Source organism: Mycobacterium sp. RTGN6 (genome assembly GCF_033804605.1).
Taxonomy (GTDB): domain Bacteria; phylum Actinomycetota; class Actinomycetes; order Mycobacteriales; family Mycobacteriaceae; genus Mycobacterium.
Window position 1 is genome coordinate 1 of record NZ_JAPZKZ010000014.1, and the last position, 18,438, is coordinate 18,438.

General features: G+C 67.3%; 20 protein-coding genes and 1 pseudogene. 6 read left to right on the forward strand and 15 right to left on the reverse strand.

The genetic code is table 11. The features are described from left to right. A pseudogene (locus SLQ33_RS28705) lies at window positions 1–108 on the forward strand (hypothetical protein); the annotation flags it as partial. Beyond that, entirely contained in the window at window positions 105–1,463 is a 1,359-nt protein-coding gene (locus tag SLQ33_RS28710; protein ID WP_319457319.1) for an NtaA/DmoA family FMN-dependent monooxygenase, read from the forward strand. The pseudogene SLQ33_RS28705 and the gene SLQ33_RS28710, both read left to right, overlap by 4 nt. 6 nt (window positions 1,464–1,469) lie before the next feature. Here the strand turns inward: SLQ33_RS28710 and SLQ33_RS28715 are convergent, their stop codons facing one another. The 7 genes from SLQ33_RS28715 to SLQ33_RS28745 all read right to left on the reverse strand — a co-directional run bounded on the left by SLQ33_RS28715 (window position 1,470) and on the right by SLQ33_RS28745 (window position 7,450). Then, window positions 1,470–1,784 (reverse strand): WhiB family transcriptional regulator, encoded by a 315-nt coding sequence (locus tag SLQ33_RS28715; protein ID WP_319457320.1) that lies wholly within the window; start codon window positions 1,782–1,784, stop codon window positions 1,470–1,472. A gap of 61 nt (window positions 1,785–1,845) precedes the next feature. After that, window positions 1,846–2,655 carry an ABC transporter permease gene (locus SLQ33_RS28720; RefSeq protein ID WP_319457321.1) on the reverse strand — a complete coding sequence of 270 codons (810 nt, stop codon included), beginning with the start codon at window positions 2,653–2,655 and terminating at the stop codon, window positions 1,846–1,848. After that, a complete protein-coding gene (locus SLQ33_RS28725; RefSeq protein WP_319457322.1) occupies window positions 2,652–3,404 on the reverse strand; it encodes an ABC transporter ATP-binding protein in 753 nt (250 codons plus the stop codon). Before SLQ33_RS28725 ends, SLQ33_RS28720 begins: the two co-directional genes overlap by 4 nt. Further along, window positions 3,401–4,750 (reverse strand): LLM class flavin-dependent oxidoreductase, encoded by a 1,350-nt coding sequence (locus tag SLQ33_RS28730; RefSeq protein ID WP_319457323.1) that lies wholly within the window; start codon window positions 4,748–4,750, stop codon window positions 3,401–3,403. The genes SLQ33_RS28725 and SLQ33_RS28730 overlap by 4 nt, the downstream gene beginning before the upstream one ends. Beyond that, the gene (locus SLQ33_RS28735) at window positions 4,750–5,793 is read right to left on the reverse strand and encodes an ABC transporter substrate-binding protein (protein ID WP_319457324.1); all 1,044 of its coding nucleotides are present in this window, start codon (window positions 5,791–5,793) and stop codon (window positions 4,750–4,752) included. The genes SLQ33_RS28730 and SLQ33_RS28735 overlap by 1 nt, the downstream gene beginning before the upstream one ends. Window positions 5,794–5,828: 35 nt before the next feature. Further along, window positions 5,829–6,560, reverse strand: coding sequence for an ABC transporter ATP-binding protein (locus SLQ33_RS28740; protein WP_319457325.1), 732 nt, complete (start codon window positions 6,558–6,560; stop codon window positions 5,829–5,831). Further along, on the reverse strand, window positions 6,557–7,450 hold the full coding sequence (locus SLQ33_RS28745) for an ABC transporter permease (RefSeq protein ID WP_319457326.1): 894 nt from the start codon (window positions 7,448–7,450) through the stop codon (window positions 6,557–6,559). Before SLQ33_RS28745 ends, SLQ33_RS28740 begins: the two co-directional genes overlap by 4 nt. Before the next feature lie 208 nt (window positions 7,451–7,658). Between SLQ33_RS28745 and SLQ33_RS28750 the strand changes: the two genes are divergently transcribed. Then, window positions 7,659–8,303: a cutinase family protein gene (locus tag SLQ33_RS28750; RefSeq protein ID WP_413467731.1), complete on the forward strand. Its 645-nt coding sequence runs from the start codon at window positions 7,659–7,661 to the stop codon at window positions 8,301–8,303. A gap of 13 nt (window positions 8,304–8,316) precedes the next feature. On the opposite strand, the gene SLQ33_RS28755 is transcribed toward SLQ33_RS28750, so the two are convergent. From SLQ33_RS28755 to SLQ33_RS28765, 3 genes are read right to left on the reverse strand one after another with little or no spacing between them, the layout of a single operon-like run. Next, on the reverse strand, window positions 8,317–10,683 hold the full coding sequence (locus tag SLQ33_RS28755) for an excinuclease ABC subunit UvrA (RefSeq protein WP_319457328.1): 2,367 nt from the start codon (window positions 10,681–10,683) through the stop codon (window positions 8,317–8,319). Window positions 10,684–10,685: 2 nt separating this feature from the next. Further along, window positions 10,686–11,096, reverse strand: a complete 411-nt coding sequence (locus SLQ33_RS28760; RefSeq protein ID WP_319457329.1) for a VOC family protein — start codon at window positions 11,094–11,096, stop codon at window positions 10,686–10,688. Window positions 11,097–11,101: 5 nt separating this feature from the next. Continuing rightward, entirely contained in the window at window positions 11,102–11,551 is a 450-nt protein-coding gene (locus SLQ33_RS28765; protein ID WP_319457330.1) for a helix-turn-helix transcriptional regulator, read from the reverse strand. A gap of 68 nt (window positions 11,552–11,619) precedes the next feature. On the opposite strand from SLQ33_RS28765, the gene SLQ33_RS28770 reads away from it, so the two are divergent. Further along, a complete protein-coding gene (locus SLQ33_RS28770) occupies window positions 11,620–12,549 on the forward strand; it encodes a TIGR03564 family F420-dependent LLM class oxidoreductase (RefSeq protein WP_319457331.1) in 930 nt (309 codons plus the stop codon). Between the two features lie 7 nt (window positions 12,550–12,556). On the opposite strand, the gene SLQ33_RS28775 is transcribed toward SLQ33_RS28770, so the two are convergent. The 4 genes from SLQ33_RS28775 to SLQ33_RS28790 all read right to left on the reverse strand — a co-directional run bounded on the left by SLQ33_RS28775 (window position 12,557) and on the right by SLQ33_RS28790 (window position 15,808). After that, window positions 12,557–13,168, reverse strand: a complete 612-nt coding sequence (locus SLQ33_RS28775) for a hypothetical protein (RefSeq protein WP_319457332.1) — start codon at window positions 13,166–13,168, stop codon at window positions 12,557–12,559. Continuing rightward, the gene (locus SLQ33_RS28780; RefSeq protein WP_319457333.1) at window positions 13,165–14,817 is read right to left on the reverse strand and encodes an alpha/beta hydrolase; all 1,653 of its coding nucleotides are present in this window, start codon (window positions 14,815–14,817) and stop codon (window positions 13,165–13,167) included. Before SLQ33_RS28780 ends, SLQ33_RS28775 begins: the two co-directional genes overlap by 4 nt. A 12-nt stretch (window positions 14,818–14,829) precedes the next feature. Beyond that, complete coding sequence (locus tag SLQ33_RS28785) at window positions 14,830–15,153, reverse strand: hypothetical protein (protein ID WP_319457334.1); 324 nt, start codon at window positions 15,151–15,153, stop codon at window positions 14,830–14,832. A 70-nt stretch (window positions 15,154–15,223) separates the two neighbouring features. Beyond that, a complete protein-coding gene (locus SLQ33_RS28790) occupies window positions 15,224–15,808 on the reverse strand; it encodes a dihydrofolate reductase family protein (protein WP_319457335.1) in 585 nt (194 codons plus the stop codon). A gap of 163 nt (window positions 15,809–15,971) precedes the next feature. Here SLQ33_RS28790 and SLQ33_RS28795 point away from each other — a divergent pair, with 163 nt between their 5' ends. Together SLQ33_RS28795 and SLQ33_RS28800 are read left to right on the forward strand one after the other, a co-directional pair. Further along, window positions 15,972–16,958 (forward strand): sigma-70 family RNA polymerase sigma factor, encoded by a 987-nt coding sequence (locus tag SLQ33_RS28795; protein ID WP_319457531.1) that lies wholly within the window; start codon window positions 15,972–15,974, stop codon window positions 16,956–16,958. A gap of 80 nt (window positions 16,959–17,038) precedes the next feature. Continuing rightward, window positions 17,039–17,281 (forward strand): hypothetical protein, encoded by a 243-nt coding sequence (locus SLQ33_RS28800; protein WP_319457336.1) that lies wholly within the window; start codon window positions 17,039–17,041, stop codon window positions 17,279–17,281. Window positions 17,282–17,286: 5 nt separating this feature from the next. On the opposite strand, the gene SLQ33_RS28805 is transcribed toward SLQ33_RS28800, so the two are convergent. Then, complete coding sequence (locus SLQ33_RS28805) at window positions 17,287–18,375, reverse strand: hypothetical protein (protein WP_319457337.1); 1,089 nt, start codon at window positions 18,373–18,375, stop codon at window positions 17,287–17,289. Window positions 18,376–18,438: the final 63 nt, after the last annotated feature.

Genomic DNA, 18,438 nt, shown 5'->3' on the forward strand with positions numbered 1-18,438 from the left:
CATGCTGGACATCAAATGTGTCGAGCAAGCAGGGCGGTAGATCAGCGGCACCTCGGGTGCATCGGCAATCCATCGAAGATCACCGACACAAGGATGGTCCACCAGTGAGCAAGCCAGTCAAGCAGATTCACCTCGCCGCCCACTTCCCCGGCGTCAACAACACGACGGTGTGGAGCGACCCGGCATCGGGCAGTCACATCGAGTTCAGCTCGTTCGTCCACTTCGCCCAGACCGCCGAACGCGGCAAGTTCGACTTCATGTTCCTCGCCGAGGGCCTCCGGCTGCGCGAGCAGGGTGGCGAGCTCTACGACCTCGACGTGGTGGGCCGACCCGATACCTTCACCGTCCTCGCCGCCCTGGCGGCCGTCACGGACCGACTGGGTCTCACGGGCACGATCAACTCGACGTTCAACGAACCCTACGAAGTCGCACGACAATTCGCGTCGCTCGACCATCTCTCCGGGGGCCGCGCCGCCTGGAACGTCGTCACGTCGTGGGATGCCTTCACCGGCGAGAACTTCCGCCGCGGCGGGTACCTCGCCGAGGACCAGCGGTACGCGCGGGCCGAGAGCTTCCTTGGCGCGGCGCACACGCTCTTCGACTCCTGGCGCGGGGACGAGATCGTGGCCGACAAGGACCGCGGCGTGTTCCTCTCCGATCCGGAGGCCGGGGCGTTCTCGTACACCGACGCGCACTTCGACATCGGCGGTCGGTTCAACGTGCCACGCAGCCCGCAGGGCAGGCCCGTGATCTTCCAGGCCGGGGACTCTGACCACGGCCGTGAGTTCGCGGCCTCGTCGGCCGACGCGATCTTCTCCCGGCACGGGACCCTGGAGGACGGCCAAGCCTTCTTCGCCGACGTCAAGGGCAGGCTCGCCCGGTACGGAAGGCGTCACGACGAGCTGCTCATCCTGCCCGCCGCCACGTTCGTGCTCGGTGACACCGATGCAGAGGCAGCCGAACTCGCGCACGACGTCCGGCTCGCGCAGGTGTCTCCCCAGACGGCGATCAAGGTCCTCGAACAGCTGTGGAACCGCGACCTGTCCGATCACGACCCCGACGGGCCGCTGCCCACCGTCGACCCCGACCCCGGGGAGAACACGATTGCGCGTGGCCGCGCCAGCGTGCGCACCAACCGGGACCCCGTCGCGATCGCCAACGAGTGGCGAGCGAAGGCGCAGGCCGAGAACTTGACCAGCCGAGAACTCATCGTCGAGGTCACCGGTCGTCAGAACTTCATCGGGTCACCGGACACGGTCGCCGAGCGCATCAACCACCTCGTTCAAGCCGACGCGAGCGACGGATTCATCCTGGTCCCCCACGTCACCCCGGCCGGGCTCGATCCGTTCGTCGAGAAGGTGGTGCCGTTGCTTCAGGAACGCGGCGTGTTCCGCACCGAGTACGAAGGCACCACGTTGCGCGACCATCTCGGGCTCACCCGGGTGGCTCACCTCGTCGGCTGATCGACCTCACCCCGCGGCGGCCACGCGTTCGGCGGCCCGCCCGCGCGCTCGTTCGCTCGGCGTCATCGCGCCCCAGATCCCGTGAGTCTCCGGCATCGCCAACGCGTGACTGCGGCACTGCGCGAGCACCGGGCAGTCCCGGCAGATGCGCTTCGCCTGTTCCTCGCGGCCGCGCAAGCCGTGCCGACCCGTGTCCTCGGGAAAGAAGACCTCCGGTGCGACCTCGTGGCAGCTGCCCCGCAACTGCCAGGTCCAGTCGTCGAGAATGGGCCGCGGCCGCTGCGGCTGCGCGATGTCCGGGGTCGTCAACGATGCACTCACGCGATCAGTGTGTCCGCGGGCGTCGACGGTGCCTAGAGATCCAATCTGCGTGAACTCAGTCCTACGCCTTGAGGTAGTTCCTGCCAAAGATGACCGCCGACCACACCGACAGCACCGCCGCGAGCCCCCACACCACGGCAAGTGCCGAAACGGCGCTCACGTCCGCGCTGCCCAACAAGCCGATCCGTTCGACCTGCACCAGCCAGAAGACGGGGTTGAGTTGGCTGACGACGGCCCAGGCGTGTGGCAGCTGATGGATGGAGTAGAAGATGCCGCCGAGGAATCCGAGGGGCAGCAGGATGATCGACTCCATCGAGTACACGTGGTCCAGGGACTTGGCCAGACTGCCTGCGATCACCCCGGTCTGCGCCGCCACCACGAGCACTCCGAGGGTGCCGAACGCGAACACGAAGGGCCGGGCCACGCCACCGTGAGTCAGCGGCATGCCGATCGCCAGGACACCGGCACCCACGATCACTCCGCGGGCGATGCCACCGGTCACCAGTGCCGCGTTGATCTCCCACCAGCGCAGCGGACTGGCGAAGACGTCGTTGATGTACTTGTCGCGGCGGGCTTCGAACAGACTCGTCGTCCCGTTGAAGAATCCGACGTTCACGATCGCCTGGGCGAACAGGCCGGGAAGGATGAACTGGCCGTAGGGCACCCCGCCGGTCGTGTCGACGTGCCGGCCCAATACCGAACCGAAGACGATGACGAACAGGATCGTGGACAGCACGGGACCGATGATCGAGTACTGCCAGATGTTCAAGAACCGCAACACCTCTCGCTCGGCGAGCCAGAGGAACGGTGCGCGTTCGGCGCGGAATGGCTCGTCGTACGGCCTGATCGGCTGAGTCTCGACGCCGCTCACGCGGTGGCCTCCGCCGCAATGACCCGGGCGTAGACCTCGGAGATGTCGCGTGCCTCGTACCGGTCACGCAGGGACGCCGCCGATCCTCGGTCCATGATCCGGCCTGCTCGCAGCACCGCGATCTCGTCGCATAGCGATTCGGCTTCTTCGAGGTAGTGGGTGGTGAGCAGGATCGTCGTGCCCGCGGCGTTGAGCCTGGAGATGAATCCCCAAATCTCCGCACGCAATTCGACGTCGACGCCGGCTGTCGGCTCGTCGAGGATCAACAAGCGTGGCCGGTGCATCAGGGCGCGCGCGATGACGAGGCGACGTTGCATTCCGCCGGACAGTTCGTAGGCTCGGCCGTCGGCCTTGTCCTCAAGCCGGAACAGCGCCAGCAGTTCGTCGGCGCGGCGCACGGCCGTCTTCCGTCCGATGCCGTGGTAGCCGGCGTGGTAGATCAGGAGCTGCCGGACCGACAGGAAGCGGTCGAGGTTGATCTCCTGCTCGGCTAGGCCGATCAGGCGTCGGGCTTCCCTGGTCCGGTAGTCGTGGCCGAAGACGGTCAGCTCACCGGAGCTCGGCTTGACGATGTTGCACACCGAACCGATGAGGGTGGTCTTGCCGGCCCCATTGGGCCCGAGCAGGCCGAAGAAGGCGCCGTCGTCGAGTTGCAGATCGAGGTCCGACACCGCAATGAAGCCGTCGGCATAGACCTTGTGCAGCCCCTTGATCGACAGGGCAGGCGGAACGGGATCAGGAAGTCTCACACCGCAGAGTGTGCATCGTCGGAGTGGAATTGGTTGGCCGGGACAGCAAGGCCGTAGTGGTCGCGCAGGGTCGCCCCGCGGTACTCCTCGCGGAACAGCCCCTTGTTCCGGAGGATCGGCAGCACCCGTTCGATGAACGTCTCCAGCGCCGACGGTAGCGCAGGCGCCATGATGTTGAACCCGTCAGCGGCTCCACCCTCGAACCACGCGATGATCGTGTCGGCGATCTGCTCCGGTGTGCCGACGAACGTGAAGTGCCCGCGCCCGCCGCCCAGCCGGGACAGCACTTCTCGAACCGTCAGGTGCTCGCGCTGGGCCAACTCGATGACGAGGTCTGAGCGGCTTTGCGTCCCTTGCAGTTTCGGCCGGGCCAGAATGAAGTCCGGCAACGGCTCGTCGAGCTCGAACACCGACGGGTCGGTCTCGAAGATGTTCGCCAGCTGCCACAGCCCGTATGCCGGTACGCGCAGGTCGTCGAAACGCTGCGCCAGCTCCTGGGCCTCGGCTTCGGTCGAGCCGATGAACGGCACGATGCCCGGCAGCACCAGCACTCCGTCGGGGTCGCGACCCGCCGCCGTCGTCCTGGCCTTGATGTCAGCGTAGAAGTCGGCGGCGCGCTCGTAGGTCTGGTGAGCGGTGAAGATGGCCTCCGCGTGACGGGCGGCGAAGTCCTTGCCGTCCTCCGAGGATCCGGCTTGCACCAACAGCGGGTATCCCTGCGGCGGGCGCTCGACGTTGAGCGGTCCCGCTACCTTGAAGTGGCTGCCTTCGTAGTCGATGGCGTGCAGGCGGGCCGGGTCGGCATAGCGACCCGATGCCTTGTCGGCGAGCACGGCCTCGCTCTCCCAGCTGTCCCAGAGCGCCTTTGCGACGGTGAGGAATTCGTCGGCACGGTCGTAGCGCACCGCGTGGTCGGGGCGGTCGTGGAGGCCAAAGTTGGCCGCCTCGTCGGCGCCCGCCGAAGTGACGATGTTCCATCCGGCCCGCCCGCCGCTGACGTGATCGACCGAGGCGAGCCGGCGCGCCAGGTTGTAGGGCTCGTTGTACGTCGACGACACGGTGGCGATCAGCCCGATGCGGCTGGTGTGCTGCGCCAGCGCGGTCAGCAGGGTCAGCGGTTCGAGTTGGCCCGGCGGACGGAACTCACCGTCGCCGGTGAGCGCAGGCCCGTCGGCAAGGAACAGCGAGTCGAACTTCGCCTCTTCGGCCAACTGCGCCAGCCTGATCCAGTGCCGCAGGTCGAAGTCGGCATGCGGGTTGCTCTCGGGCAACCGCCAGGCCGCCTCGTGGTGGCCCGCCTCCATGAGGAACGCGTTGAGGTGCAGTTCACGCTGTGCGGCGCCCATCAGGGTGCCTTTGAGCTGTCGAAGCCATCCGGCAGCAGATTGTCGGCGATGGTGTTGACATCGACCTTCGTCGTGATCTCGCCGGCCTCGAAGAAGGCGTCGCTGAGGGCCTGCTCGGCCTTGAGGTCCTCGGGGAGGAACTGGGTGATCTTGAAGGGATAGGAGTCCACCGTCGCCCTGGCGTCCTCGAGCGAAACACCGGTCTCCTTGGCGATGGCCTTCGCGTATTGGTCGGGATTCTGCTGCGCCCAGTTGAATTCGCGGCCGATGCGGGTGAGCACGTCGGCCAACGCGGCGCGCCGGGTCGGGTCATTGAGCGATTTCTCACTGGCCACGTAGTAGTTGTTGACCTGGTCGATCGGCGGCAGACCCTTGGCGATGATCCTGGCGCCGTCCTTGACCGCGATCGCGGACTGCGGATTCCAGATGGACCAGGCATCCACCTTGCCGGTGTTGAACGCCGTGCCACCGGCCGCCGGGCTGAGGTAGACGAGCTCGACGTCCTTGGGTGTGAGGCCCACGCTCTTCAGGGCGAGCAGCGCCAACCCGTGGGCAGAGCTGCCCTGTGGGACCGCGAGCCGCTTGCCCTTGAGGTCGGCCAGCGTCTGGATCGGTGAATCCTTGGGCACGATGATGTTCTCGGCCGCCTTCGTCGGATCGGCGCCGCGCTGGACGGCGACGATCTTGAAGCCGAATTGCTTTGCCGCCCCGGTGATCGGCGGCACGTCGCCGACGGATCCGAGGTCGATGTCGCCGGTCGCGGCGGCCTGTACCAGTGGCGGACCATAGTCGAACCGGGCGAACTTAACCTTGTACGGTGCGTCGTCGAACACGCCGGTGATCTTCGACAGTTCCTCGTTTCCGTCACCACCGTTGTCACCGATGGTGAAGGTGTACTGGCTCCACTCGGGGTGATTGCCGGAGCCGGAGCCACTACTCAGCGGCGCGTCGGAAGTCTTCGACGAAGAGCCGCAGGCGGCCAGCACGGTAGCTGCCGTGAGCAGCACTGCTGCGCCAATGACTCGAATCGACTTGCGGGACATGGATTCTCCTGTGTGTTCTCAGTGATGACGAAAGTTCAGTGCTGGCTGGCCAGACCGAGGTCTGCCAGCAGGGCTGCCCGGATTTCCTCACGGGCTACGCTCGCTTCCCGATCTGCAGGTGAGAGCTGCACCCGGTGCGCGTTGCCGATGCGCCCGCTGCTCATGACGACGATGCGATCGGCCAGGGCGATGGCCTCATCGACGTCGTGGGTGACGAGCAGCATGGAGGCGTGATGCTTGCGGCGCAGCTCGCGAACCAGATCGTGCATCCGCACCCGGGTAATCGCGTCCAGCGATGCGAACGGCTCGTCGAGCAGAATCAGCTCCGGCTCCGAAACCAGCGCGCGAGCAAGCGCAACGCGCTGGGCCTCACCACCCGAAAGCTGCTTGGGCCAGGCCTTCTCACGGCCGGCCAGGTTCACCTCGCTCAGTGCCTTGCGGGCGCGCTGGTCGGCGTCGGGGCCGCGCAGGCCCAACGTGACGTTGCGGAGCACGCGCTGCCAGGGCAGCAACCGGTCGGCCTGGAACACGATCGCCCGCTTGGCGGGAACCTCGATGCGGCCGCCATCCGGTGTGTCCAACCCGGCCAGCAGTCGCAGCAGGGTGCTCTTGCCGCAACCTGAGGGGCCCAGCAGGACGACGAGCTCCTCGTCCCCGATCACGAGGTCGAGCTGGTCCAGAACGACACGGCCATCGAACTTGCGCACGACTTGCTCGACGAGCACGCCCGTCTGCTGACGCGGCGTCGTGTCAACGGTGATGCTCATGCCGCCTCGAAACTGGGTCGCCACCGCAACAGCACCCGCTCGAGGATCCGGACGAACTGGTCGGCCACCAGGCCAAGGATCGAGTAGATCACCAGGCCGACGAAGACCTTGTTCGTCTGCAGATACGTTTGAGCCTGGGTGATCAAGAAACCAAGTCCCTCATCGGCATTCACCGTCTCGGCGGCGACCAAGCCCAGGATGCTGTAGGCGAGCGAGAAGCGAAGGCCCACCAGGAATCCAGGTAAGGCGCCGGGCACCAGCACCCGCGTGACCACTCGCCACGAACCGGCGCCGGTGGTGCGGGCCATCTCGATCAGACGCTGGTCCACGCCGCGGATCGCGGCGAACAGGTTCAGGTACATCGGCACGCCTGCGCCGAAGGCGATCAGCAGGATCTTCGTCAGTTCGTCGATGCCAAACCACACGACGAACAGCGGGAGCACCGCGAGCAGCGGAATGGTGTTCAGGATTTGTGCGAGACCGTTGAACAAATACTCACCGCTACGGAGAAAGCCGCCGAGCACTCCGGTCACGACGCCGACGCTCAACCCGAGCGCGAGACCGACTGCGGCCCGTTGCACCGAGATCGCCAAGTCAGGGCCAAGGATCCCGTCGTTCCACAGGGTTATCGCAGTGCTGACGATGTCGGTGGGGGCTGGCGCATACGTCGGCTCGAGTACTCCGGCCTGGGAGAGGAGCTCCCACACGACGAGGATCACCACCGGCGTCGTGTAGATCCCCAGCGGCCAGCGCAGCCGACGGCGCAGCGTGCCAAACACGCTCTGACGCCGGATGTCGCCCGGCAGGAAGACGTCGCGAGGCCGTGTGCGTGCAGTGGGTAAGCGGTCCGAGGGCGGCGCCGGCTTGGCGGCAACGATCAAGTCGGTCATGCCGCGCTCCTTCCGAACGGTGCATTGGGCGACACCACGCAAGTGACCGCATGCCGTTGCCGCCCATGCGATTCGCGTGATGTCGAAGGTCCCTGTCACCATGCCTTGGAGCGCGCTGTGTGCGGAGGTATCGAATCGGCGAGATTCTTTTCGCCCCTGAACTGCCTATGCGCTGTCACACATCGGACCCACCGTGCGACAGACACGTATGGAGAAAAACTGTGTACGTCGCGTCGGCCGCATGCTCGGTGCTGCATCGGTGGCGGCCGCGACACTCCCAATCGTGCTGAGCCCTGCCGCGTCGGCCGCCCCGTGCCCCGACGTCGAGATCGTGTTCGCCCGCGGCACCACCGAACCGCCGGGTGTCGGCAGGATCGGCCAGGCCTTCGTCGACTCACTTCGTGGTCAACTCGGCGCCCGATCCGTCGGCGTCTACGCGGTGAACTACCCCGCGAGCAATGACTTCGAAAACAGCACGCCGGCCGGGGCAAATGACGCGAGCGCTCACCTCCAGTCGATGGCCGTGAACTGCCCCAACACCAAGATGGTGCTCGGCGGTTACTCCCAAGGCGCCGCCGTCATCGATCTCGCCACCGCCGCAGTGCCACCGCAGGTCGCCGACGACGTCGCCGCGGTCGCCGACTTCGGCGGGCCGAGAAGCTCCTTCGCCGACACATTGTCCGCGGGCCCACTGCCGGCGATCAGCCCGCTGTATGCGGGCAAGACCGTCGACATGTGCGTCCCCAACGACCCGATCTGCTTCGAAGGAGGCTGGGACATGCGGGCCCACGGCGCCTACGTCCAGACGGGGCTGGTCGACCAGGCCGCGTCCTTCGCCGCCAGTCGGGTCTAGCTTCGGGACCCGGTCAACGCACGTAGGCCGCGAGGTGCTCGCCAGTGAGCGTCGAGCGGGCGGCGACGAGGTCGGCGGGAGTGCCCTCGAAGACGACCCGGCCGCCATCGTGGCCCGCACCGGGGCCCAGGTCGATGATCCAGTCGGCGTGTGCCATGACCGCCTGATGGTGCTCGATGACGATCACCGACTTGCCGGAGTCGACGAGCCGGTCGAGCAGCGCCAGCAGCTGCTCGACGTCGGCGAGGTGCAGTCCCGAGGTCGGCTCGTCGAGCACGTAGACCTCACCCTTCTCGCCCATGTGGGTGGCGAGCTTGAGCCGTTGCCGTTCACCGCCCGACAACGTGGTGAGCGGCTGGCCAAGCGTGACGTAGCCGAGCCCGACGTCGGCGAGTCTTTCGAGGATCTTCTCAGCGGCAGGGGTTTTCGCGGCGCCGTCGGCGAAGAACGACAAGGCCTCGGCCACTGGCATCGCGAGCACCTCGCTGATGTCGCGCCCACCAAACGTGTACTCGAGTACGGAGGTGTCGAACCGCCTGCCCTCGCACACCTCGCACGGCGCAGAGACGCCCGCCATGATCGCCAGGTCGGTGTAGATGATGCCTGCGCCCTTGCAATTGGGGCAGGCGCCCTCCGAATTGGCGCTGAACAGTGCCGGTTTCACGTCGTTGGCCTTGGCGAACGCCTTGCGGATCGGGTCGAGCAGCCCGCTGTAGGTCGCCGGGTTGCTTCGCCGCGAGCCCCGGATCGGGGTCTGGTCGATCGCCACCACCACCTCGGAACCTGCGACGGAGCCGTGGATCAGCGAGCTCTTGCCCGAGCCCGCCACCCCGGTGACGACGACAAGAACTCCGAGCGGGATGTCGACGTCGACGTCGCGCAGATTGTGGGTCTTGGCTCCGCGCACTTCGAACACCTCACGCGGCGACCGCACCGTGTCCTTTAGGGCCGCCCGGTCGTCGAGGTGGCGGCCGGTGATCGTGTCACTCTTGCGCAGACCCTCCACGGTGCCCTCGAAGACCACGTCGCCACCGGCGGTTCCCGCGCCGGGGCCGAGGTCGACGACGTGGTCGGCGATCGCGATGGCCTCGGGCTTATGTTCCACCACCAGCACCGTGTTGCCCTTGTCGCGCAGGCGCAGCAGTAGGTCGTTCATCCTTGCGATGTCGTGCGGGTGCAGCCCCACGGTTGGCTCGTCGAACACATAGGTGACGTCGGTGAGCGCCGATCCGAGTTGGCGAATCATCTTGACGCGCTGCGCCTCTCCACCCGACAGCGTGCCCGATGAGCGGTCCAGCGACAGGTAGCCGAGCCCGATCTCGACGAACGAGTCGAGGGTGTGCTGCAACGAGTCGAGCAACGGCGCCACGGACTCGTCGCTGACCCCCTTCGCCCATTCCGCGAGGTCGCTGATCTGCATCGCGCAGACCTCGGCGATGTTGGCGCCCTTGACCTTCGACGACCGCGCCAGTTCGGAGAGCCGGGTGCCGTCGCACTCGGGGCAGGTGGTGAAGGTCACCGCGCGCTCCACGAACGCGCGGACGTGAGGTTGCATGGCCTCGACGTCCTTGGACAGGAACGACTTCTGGATCTGCGGGATCAAGCCGAGGTACGTCAAGTTGACGCCGTCGATCTTGAGCTTGGTCGCCTCCTTGTGAAGCAGGGCGTCGAGTTCCTTCTTGGTGAACTTTGCGATCGGCTTGTCGGGGTCGAAGAACCCGCAGCCGTTGAAGATTCGGCCGTACCAGCCCTCCATGCTGAAGCCGGGGATGGTCAACGCACCCTCATTGAGCGACTTGCTGTCGTCGTAGAGTGCGGTCAAGTCGATGTCGTTGATCGCACCACGGCCCTCGCAGCGGGCGCACATGCCGCCAACGATGTTGAAGTCGCGGCGCTCCTTGACAGCCCGACCGGCGCGCTCGAACGTGACCGCACCCGCGCCGCTGATCGAGGCGACGTTGAACGAGAACGCCTGGGGCGAACCGATGTACGGCTTCCCGAGCCGGCTGAACAGGATGCGCAGCATCGCTCCGGTGTCGGTGGCGGTGCCGACCGTCGAGCGGGGGTCGGCACCCATCCGCTGCTGGTCGACGATGATCGCGGTGGTCAGCCCCTCGAGCACGTCGACGTCGGGCCGGGCCAGCGTCGGCATGAAGCCCTGCACGAACGCGCTGTACGTCTCGTTGATCAGTCGCTGCGACTCCGCGGCGATGGTGTCGAACACCAACGAGCTCTTGCCCGAGCCGGAAACCCCGGTGAACACCGTGAGCCTTCGCTTCGGAAGGTCGATGTCGATGTTCTTGAGGTTGTTCTCGCGCGCGCCGTGCACACGGATCACGTCGTGGCTGTCGGCGGCTGGGGCGGTGTCCTTCTTCGGCACGATCAGCGCAGTTCCTGGATGCGGACCATGTTGCCGGCGGGGTCCCGCAGGGCGCAGTCACGAACGCCGTAGGGCTGCTCGGTCGGCTCTTGGACCACCTCGACGTCCCCGGCCTGCACCCGCTCGAACGTGCCGTCGAGGTCCTTGGTGGCCAGAAGGAGGGTGCCGAAGGTGCCCTTGGCCATCATCTCGGCGATCACGCGGCGTTCGTCGTCGGTGAGGCCGGGCGTGGCGGTCGGCGGGTACAGCACGATGGAGGTGTCGGGCTGGCCGGGAGGGCCGACGGTGATCCAGCGCATCGTGTCCTTGCCGACGTCGAGGCGGACCTCGAAGCCGAGGGTGTCGCGGTAGAACGCCAGCGATTCTTCCGGCTGGTCGTGTGGGAGGAAGCTCGAGTGAATGGTGATGTCCATGTCGATCACGCTAGGTGCAGGTCGGTGGCGGGCGCTTCTCGATTCCTGATCGGTCTCGTCACCTGCTTCTCCACGCACGACGGCATGCCCTCCGTCACGTGGGCGGTTTGTTCTCGATACTTGCTCGGCGGCATGCCGACCAACTCGGTGAACCGGGTGCTGAACGTGCCAAGCGACGAGCAGCCGACGGCGAAGCAGACGTCGGTGACGGACAGGTCGCCACGGCGCAGCAGCGCCATCGCCCGCTCGATGCGGCGTGTCATCAGATAGGAGTACGGCGACTCGCCATAGGCGAGCTTGAACTGCCGGGACAGATGTCCCGCCGACATGTTCACCCCGCGGGCCAGGGCCTCGACGTCGAGCGGCTGCGCGTACTCCCGGTCCATTCGGTCGCGGACGCGCCGCAGCAGCTTGAGGTCGCGCAGGTTTTGCGCGGCGTCTGCTCTGCTGGTCATCATCGCGATCGTGCCACGCCGCCGCGGAGCTGCCATAGTCGGAGGTCGGCTGACGGAGGGTGCGCGAGATGCGGATCGGACTGACCGGCGGCGCCTCGTCCGTCGACAAGATCGTCGCCCAGGCGCAACAGGCGGAAGCCGACGGATTCAGCGCGCTCTGGTATGCGAGTGCGGTACAAGGCGATCCGTTGGTGGCGATGACGCTAGCCGGTCGCGCCACGGCGTCGATCGAGCTGGGCACCGCGGTACTGCAGACCTACCCATGCCACCCGCTGCTGCAGGCCAATCGCGCGGCGTCGGTGGTCAACGCCATGGGCCGGGAGGGCTTCACGCTGGGCCTCGGACCGTCGCACGAAGCTCTGATCAGCGGCGTGTTCGGGCTGTCGTACGACCATCCCGGCCGCAACACCGAGGAGTACGTGCGCATCGTCTCAGGCCTACTCCGCGGCGAGGACGTCGACTTCGCCGGCGAGGACTGGACCACCCGCAGCCTCGGCCGCGCGGTGGCGTTGGATCACCCCGTCCCGCTGCTGCTGGCGGCCCTGTCCCCGCGCATGGTCCGCATCGCGGGCGAGTTCGCCGACGGCGTGGTGCTGTGGATGGCATCGGCGAAGGCCATCGAAACCCGCATCGGTCCGGGGCTGCGGGCGGCGGCCGCATCGGCCGGGCGACCGGCGCCCCGCGTCGTCGCGGGCCTGCCCGTGGCGGTCCACGACGACGTCGACGAGGCGCGTGCCGCGACGACGGCCACGTCGACCGCGTACTCCGGGATGACCAACTATCAGCGCATCATCGAAGCCGGCGGAGGCAGCAGCCCGGCCGACGTGGCCGTTGTCGGCAACGAGGACTCGGTGCGTGCGCAACTCGAGGCCCTCATCGCCGCCGGGGCCACCGACGTCTGGGCTCAACCGATCGCGGTGGGCGACGACCGCGACCGACGAACCGCGTCGCTGAGGCGAACCCGCGAGCTGCTCAGCGCACTCGCCCGGGAACGCTAGCGCGGACCTAGTTGGCCGTGACCTTGATCGGGAACGGAACGCCGTCCTGTGCGACGGCGGCGGGGAAGCACGGGGTCGATGCGCTCAACGTCGGCGCGTAGCCGGGCTTTCCCGCGGCGACGATCTGCATGCGGTAGCCGTCCGGGCCGTAGCCGAACTGATTGGGCTTGCGAAACCCGTCGCGTTCGTAGACGTACCAACCCCACTGCCGCCACACGTCGCCGGTTCGTCGCACCATCGCGTCGAGATCGGTTCCTGACGGGAAGTTCAGGTCGCCGGAGGTATGGAACCGCGTCGGCGCGTTCTTCGGATCGGCCGGACTGTCCTCGCACCAGCTGTTGTGGCCGGCGCTGCCGTACCGGGAGGCGTCGAGCACCGCTCCATCTCCGAGGCCGGCCAGGGTGCGCTTCAGGTAACCAACCACGGTGTCCTGTGCCTGCTGTTGAGTCTGTGGCACAACGTCTTTGGGACTCCAGCCGGGTGGTGGCGGCGGTGCGGATGTCACGGACGGACCTCCAATGTCGGTGGCGCCAGTCGGCACGTCGGGACCAAGGGTCTGGTCGTGGCTGCAGGCCCCGACGATCACGACCAGCAGGGCGAGTGCGCAAAGTCGTTTCACGACACCACCTTCGGCGGTGGCATGCCCGCGATGATGGCGCCCATATTCGCCAGCGCGGGATTGCCTTCGTCCCAATAGCTGCTGTGCGCGCCGATCGACGGGATGTCGAGGATGTCAGGGCCGGTCGCAGGACCGGGTGCCGCCTCGAGTTCGACGGCGCCGAACCCGTCCCACGTCGGGTTGGGCCCGAGCACCGCGCCCGCGACCACCGAGATGATGTCGTGCTCGGCGCGGGTCGCGTACACCTGCCCACCGGAGTCGAGGTTGAGGTCCGAGGCGTGGCCGACGAGCATGCCAGGGCTACCGACGGCGATGACGTTCTCGGCGGCCAGGTGGTGCTCTCCCGCACCCGCCGCGCCGACGAGTGTCGAGCCGTAGCTGTGCCCGATCACCGTGTCCGTCGACGGAATCGATCCCTGGTGGGACGCCTGCGCGCCGGTCAGGAACGAATCCAGCGCCCCTGCACCGTGTTCGGCGTAGCTCGCCGACCCCGCTTCGGGGATGGTCATCGGCCTGTCATACCCCATCCACGTCGTCACCGCGACGTCATTGGCGCTAAGCGACGGGTTCGCGTCCAACGCCGCGCGGAGCATGTCCACCGATTTACCGTCGGCGCCATCGATCGTGGACAGGTCCTGGCCCGTGCCCGGGACGAGCGTCGCGGTGTGGCTCGACGTGTCCGGGTTGCCGATCGACACGGCCGCGCGGCCCTGGTCGTCGACGAGTCCGAGGTAGCGGTGGTAGCCGTCGCCCTTGGCCAGCGTCTGGGCGACCGTGTGGAATCCGTCGAGTTTGGTCCTCGCCGCGTCCCACTGCCGCTTCCAATCCGAGTACTGCCCGTACTGCTGCGGCGTGACCGAATAGGGGAACCGGTCACCGCTGGCGGCCCAGTCGGGGTGCTCGCGGGTCAGCCGGTCGAGGTTGGACTGCGCCGACGTCGTGAGCTCGACTAGGTGCCGCCGGTTGAATGCGTCCTTGTCGGCGAACGGCATTCCGGGATGGTTGCCGATTCCGTGATCCTGCTGATAGAGCCATTCCCGTTCTTCGGGGGTCAGCTGGTCCCACAGGTCGTTGAACTGTTGCGGGTCCTCGGGAAGGGGTCTGGACAGCGCGTCCTGAATCTCCGGGCGGTTGTCGTGCGGAGTATCGGGTACCGGCGTCTCACCGGTCGCCATGCCGATCGCCCGGGCGAGTTCCTGATCGACTCGGGCCGCTTCGGCCAGGATCGCGTCGAGTTCGCGTTGCAGCTGCATGCGTTTGAGTTCGAGCTCCATCGGATCGGCGCCGGCCGAGTCAGGCCCCGGCACGATGGCGTTGCTCGCTGGATCAATGACCATGCCTAGATGTACGGCGTCGGAACGTAGTTGGGCGAGCTTCGACCTCACCAGCTCGATGTCGTCGGCAGCCTTGCCCGCCGCCTGGGCGACGGCCAGCGCCTCGTTGCCGTGCGCGTCGAGGTCGTGACGTGTTCGGCCGATGGCGTCCTTGGCGGCATCCGACGCGTCACCGCCCCACGTGCCGAACGCCGGTAGCTCGGCGATGCCGTCGGCCGCTTCGAACGCCGCCTCCGCCCGGTTGCGGGTGGCGTGAAACACCTCTCGCACGTCGCCCGCATCCCACCGGTCGATGTCGGCGACGGAGACGCTCACGGCCGCGGATCGTCAGAGCCCAAGATCGAGCTCCGAGCGCTCGGCAGCGGCGATCGCCGTCGCACCGTCGTGGTCGGTCCGCTCGTATGCGGCGGCACCCGCGCGCAACCCATGGCCGTGATCGACGAGCCGACCGAACAAGGCCGACGAGTCGCTCTGCCACTTGGCGACCGCCGACATCAGCGCAACCACCGACCCAGCAGGGACACCGCGCTGCGCCGACTCGATCCGGCCATCCGCCGTAGCGTGTCGCGTCCAGAGGTCATCGGCGCGAGCGTCGACCGTCGCCGCCGACATCTGCAAATCCTCGGCGACGACGCGAACCGCTTCCGGCACGACCAACACCCCCTCGTCGACTCCGCAAACACACTCGGTTAACGGTACTGCCGAACCGAGGGCGGTCCCGTCACCAATTTTGGGCCTGGACGGGCCGGTAGACGAGGTAGACGAGGCCGTCACCGACCGTGCGGGTCTCGACGAGGCGCATGGGCTTCCGCTGGGTGGTCTCGCCGAAGAGTCGCACGCCGGCGCCGAGCACCACCGGATACACGGTCAGCCGCAGTTCGTCGACGAGGTCGTGTTCCATCAGGGTGTGAACGAGCTCGGCGCTCGCGTAGACCACGATGTCACCGTCCAACTCCCACTTCAACCTCGAGACCGCTTGCAGCACATCGCCTCCGACGACTGTCGAGTTCCCCCACCTGGGCTCGTCGATGGTGGAGGACACGACGTACTTGGGCAGCCCGTTCAACCTGTCCGCCCACTCGCCGGTTCGGGACGGCCACCGCGCCGCGAACCACTCGTCGCTCCGTCGGCCGAGCAGCAACGCCGTCGCGGCCCGCGCCTCCCCGAGTTCGAGCCTGCCCCATGCCTCGCGGTCCTGCTCCCCCGCCTCGAGGAACCAGCCACCCCGCTCGAAGCCCTCCTGGCCGGTCGGGTCCTGAACGACGCCGTCGAGCGACACGTTTTCACTGATCACGAGCTTTCCCATTTTGGATCTCCTCGATTGGCGTTATCGGCTACCACTGATGGAGACACCGCGACGTCGTCGAAGGTGGCGCCCGCCGACCGCCCCGCTCAGGCGTCGGCCGGTGTCCATACAGGTGCAGCCGCGAAGACGCGAAGGAGGTGATGGGACGGTGGCCGCAGACTTGATGTCACGGGCGCGGGCCGGAGACGGCGAGGCGTTCCGGGAACTGACCGAGCCCTACCGGCGGGAGTTGCAGGTGCACTGCTACCGGATGCTCGCATCGTTCCAGGACGCTGAGGACGCACTGCAGGAGACGCTGCTGGCCGCATGGCAGGGCTTCGGTGGATTCGAGGGACGGGCCTCGTTGCGCACCTGGCTCTACCGGATCGCGACCAACCGGTGTCTGAACGCACGCCGGTCGGCCAGCCGGCGCCCGGCCAAGGAGTGGGACGTGCCCAACGTCGAGCCGCCAGAGCCCACCCGACTCGGCGAAGTCGTCTGGTTGGAACCCTTTCCCGACGCCCTGCTCGGTCCGGAGGCCAAGTACGAGCGAACCGAGGCCATCTCGCTGGCCTTCGTGACTGCCCTGCAACTGTTGCCACCTCGCCAGGTCGCCGTGCTTGTGCTGCGTGACGTCCTCGGCTTCGACACCAACGAGGCGGCGGACATGCTGGACTCGACCGTCGAGTCGGTCAAGAGCGCGCTCAAGCGAGCGCGCGCGAGCCTGCAAAGCCGACACTCCGTCGCCGACGACCATGCACCGTTGCCCGCCTCGCCCTCCGAGGACGCGGCCGTCGCCAAGTTCGTAAGCGCTTGGGAATCAGCCGATCTCGACGCGCTGGTGGCCCTGCTGACCGACGACGTCTTCATGTCGATGCCGCCGATGCCGTTCGAGTACCAGGGCCGAGACGTGGTAGCCCGCTTCTGCGCCAGCATCTTTCGCGCAGGCCGAAGGTTCGATCTCGTTCCAACACGGGCCAACGGCCAACCGGCGTTTGGAGCGTACCTGCGCGGCGCGGCGGGTGTGTGCCACGGCACGGGCCTCTACGTGCTCACCCTCGACGGCGGCCGGATCAGCGCCATGACCCGATTCGACAACGGCGTGCTACCGGCGTTCGGGTTACCGCGATCGCTGCCGAGCTCGCCCAACGGCGGAAGTCGCCGATCCTAGGCCGCAACGACCCTTCGCCAGCTAATCTCACAGGCAACCGACGAGTGTTGCTGGAGGAGCATCACGCGACAGGGGGAACCATGAGATTCAGCCAGCTACTGTGCGGTGCTGCCGTCATTGCGCTGGGCGCGGCGTTCACGTCCGCGATGCCCGCCTACGCCGGCCCCATCGATCAGCAATGCGTGCGACCCGACGGGACGCCCTGCCCGCCCATGCCGCCGGGTTGCGTCCAGGAAAACGGACTGCCGTGTTCGGGGGCGCTTCCCGACATCAACGCCGCCTGCATGCAGAACCCGGTGGTCTGCAGGTGGCTGATCGGCTAACGACGTCAGCCCGCGGCGGCTTGGCAGGCCGCCGCGACTAGGTTGTTGACGTTGAATCCGACTTCGGCCAGCTCGTGGTCACCCGCCCAGTACAGGGGCTCGGCCATCGCGTACGCGCGGAAGTACAACGCGCCAAGGGTGGCGAAGTCCTCGACCACCGCGTTGCCGCTTCCGCGACCCGCCGCCGCCATGTCGTCGGCGCGCGCGGTGACCACCTGCGCGGTGTCGTCGTGCACCGCGCGTTGTTCTGGATTCCACTGGGCGACACCGATATTCGGGTCCAGTGCCGACCATTCCTTGGTCCGTGACTGCAGTGCGGCCTCGGCGGGAATCCAACTCGCGCACGTCGGGCCCGGAGAAGTCAGGAAGCGCTGCGGGTTGGCCGGGTCGCCGAGGGTCGACGGGTTCGTCGGCGGTGCCGCTGGCGGGAGCTTGGGCGCCTGGGTGGCGGCCGAGTCGGAGTGGTTGGCCGCGCAGATGTTGGTGATCGCGTCGAGCGCCGCCAGGGCGGTCTGAGCGAGGAAGTCGTCCTTGGGCTGATAGGTGGGCAGCGCGTCGGCGTAGGCGCGGCCGTACGCGGTGAATGCGCCGTAGAGTTCGCGCATCGCGCGGTGCGGCGTCTGCGCGGCGAGCGTGACGGCGTCGTCGGCACCGCTGCGCAGTGCGTCGCCGACCGCCTCGAATCCGGACTTCCGTGCGATGGCGACCGCGGTCTGGACGTTGTCCCATGGCCCGCACGTCTCGTCGGACGTGATGATCGTGAGCGGCCCGGTGTCCTCAGCACTGGCGAAGATCGTCGGCGGTGCGCTGGACGTCAGGGCCGCGACCGCGGGTGCCGTCTTCGGGGAGTTGTCGGCCGCGGGGGCCGCGGAGAAGTCGTCCTGCCTCGTGAACAGCAGCACCGCTCCGACGGCGACGACCACGGCCAACGCGACGAGGCCGATGATCCACCGCCTCTTGTCGTCGCGCGGCGGACGCGATGAGATCGGCAGCTCGCCGGGCGCCCAACCTGGCGGATGGTGCTCTGCGGATTCCGACGCGCCAGCTTTGCTGAAATCGCCATCACGCGACGAATCGCCGTTTGCGTTGCTCACGGCTCTCATCATGCCTTATCGACGACATCGGCACGTCAGCAGCCATCCGACGACGGTTTCCAA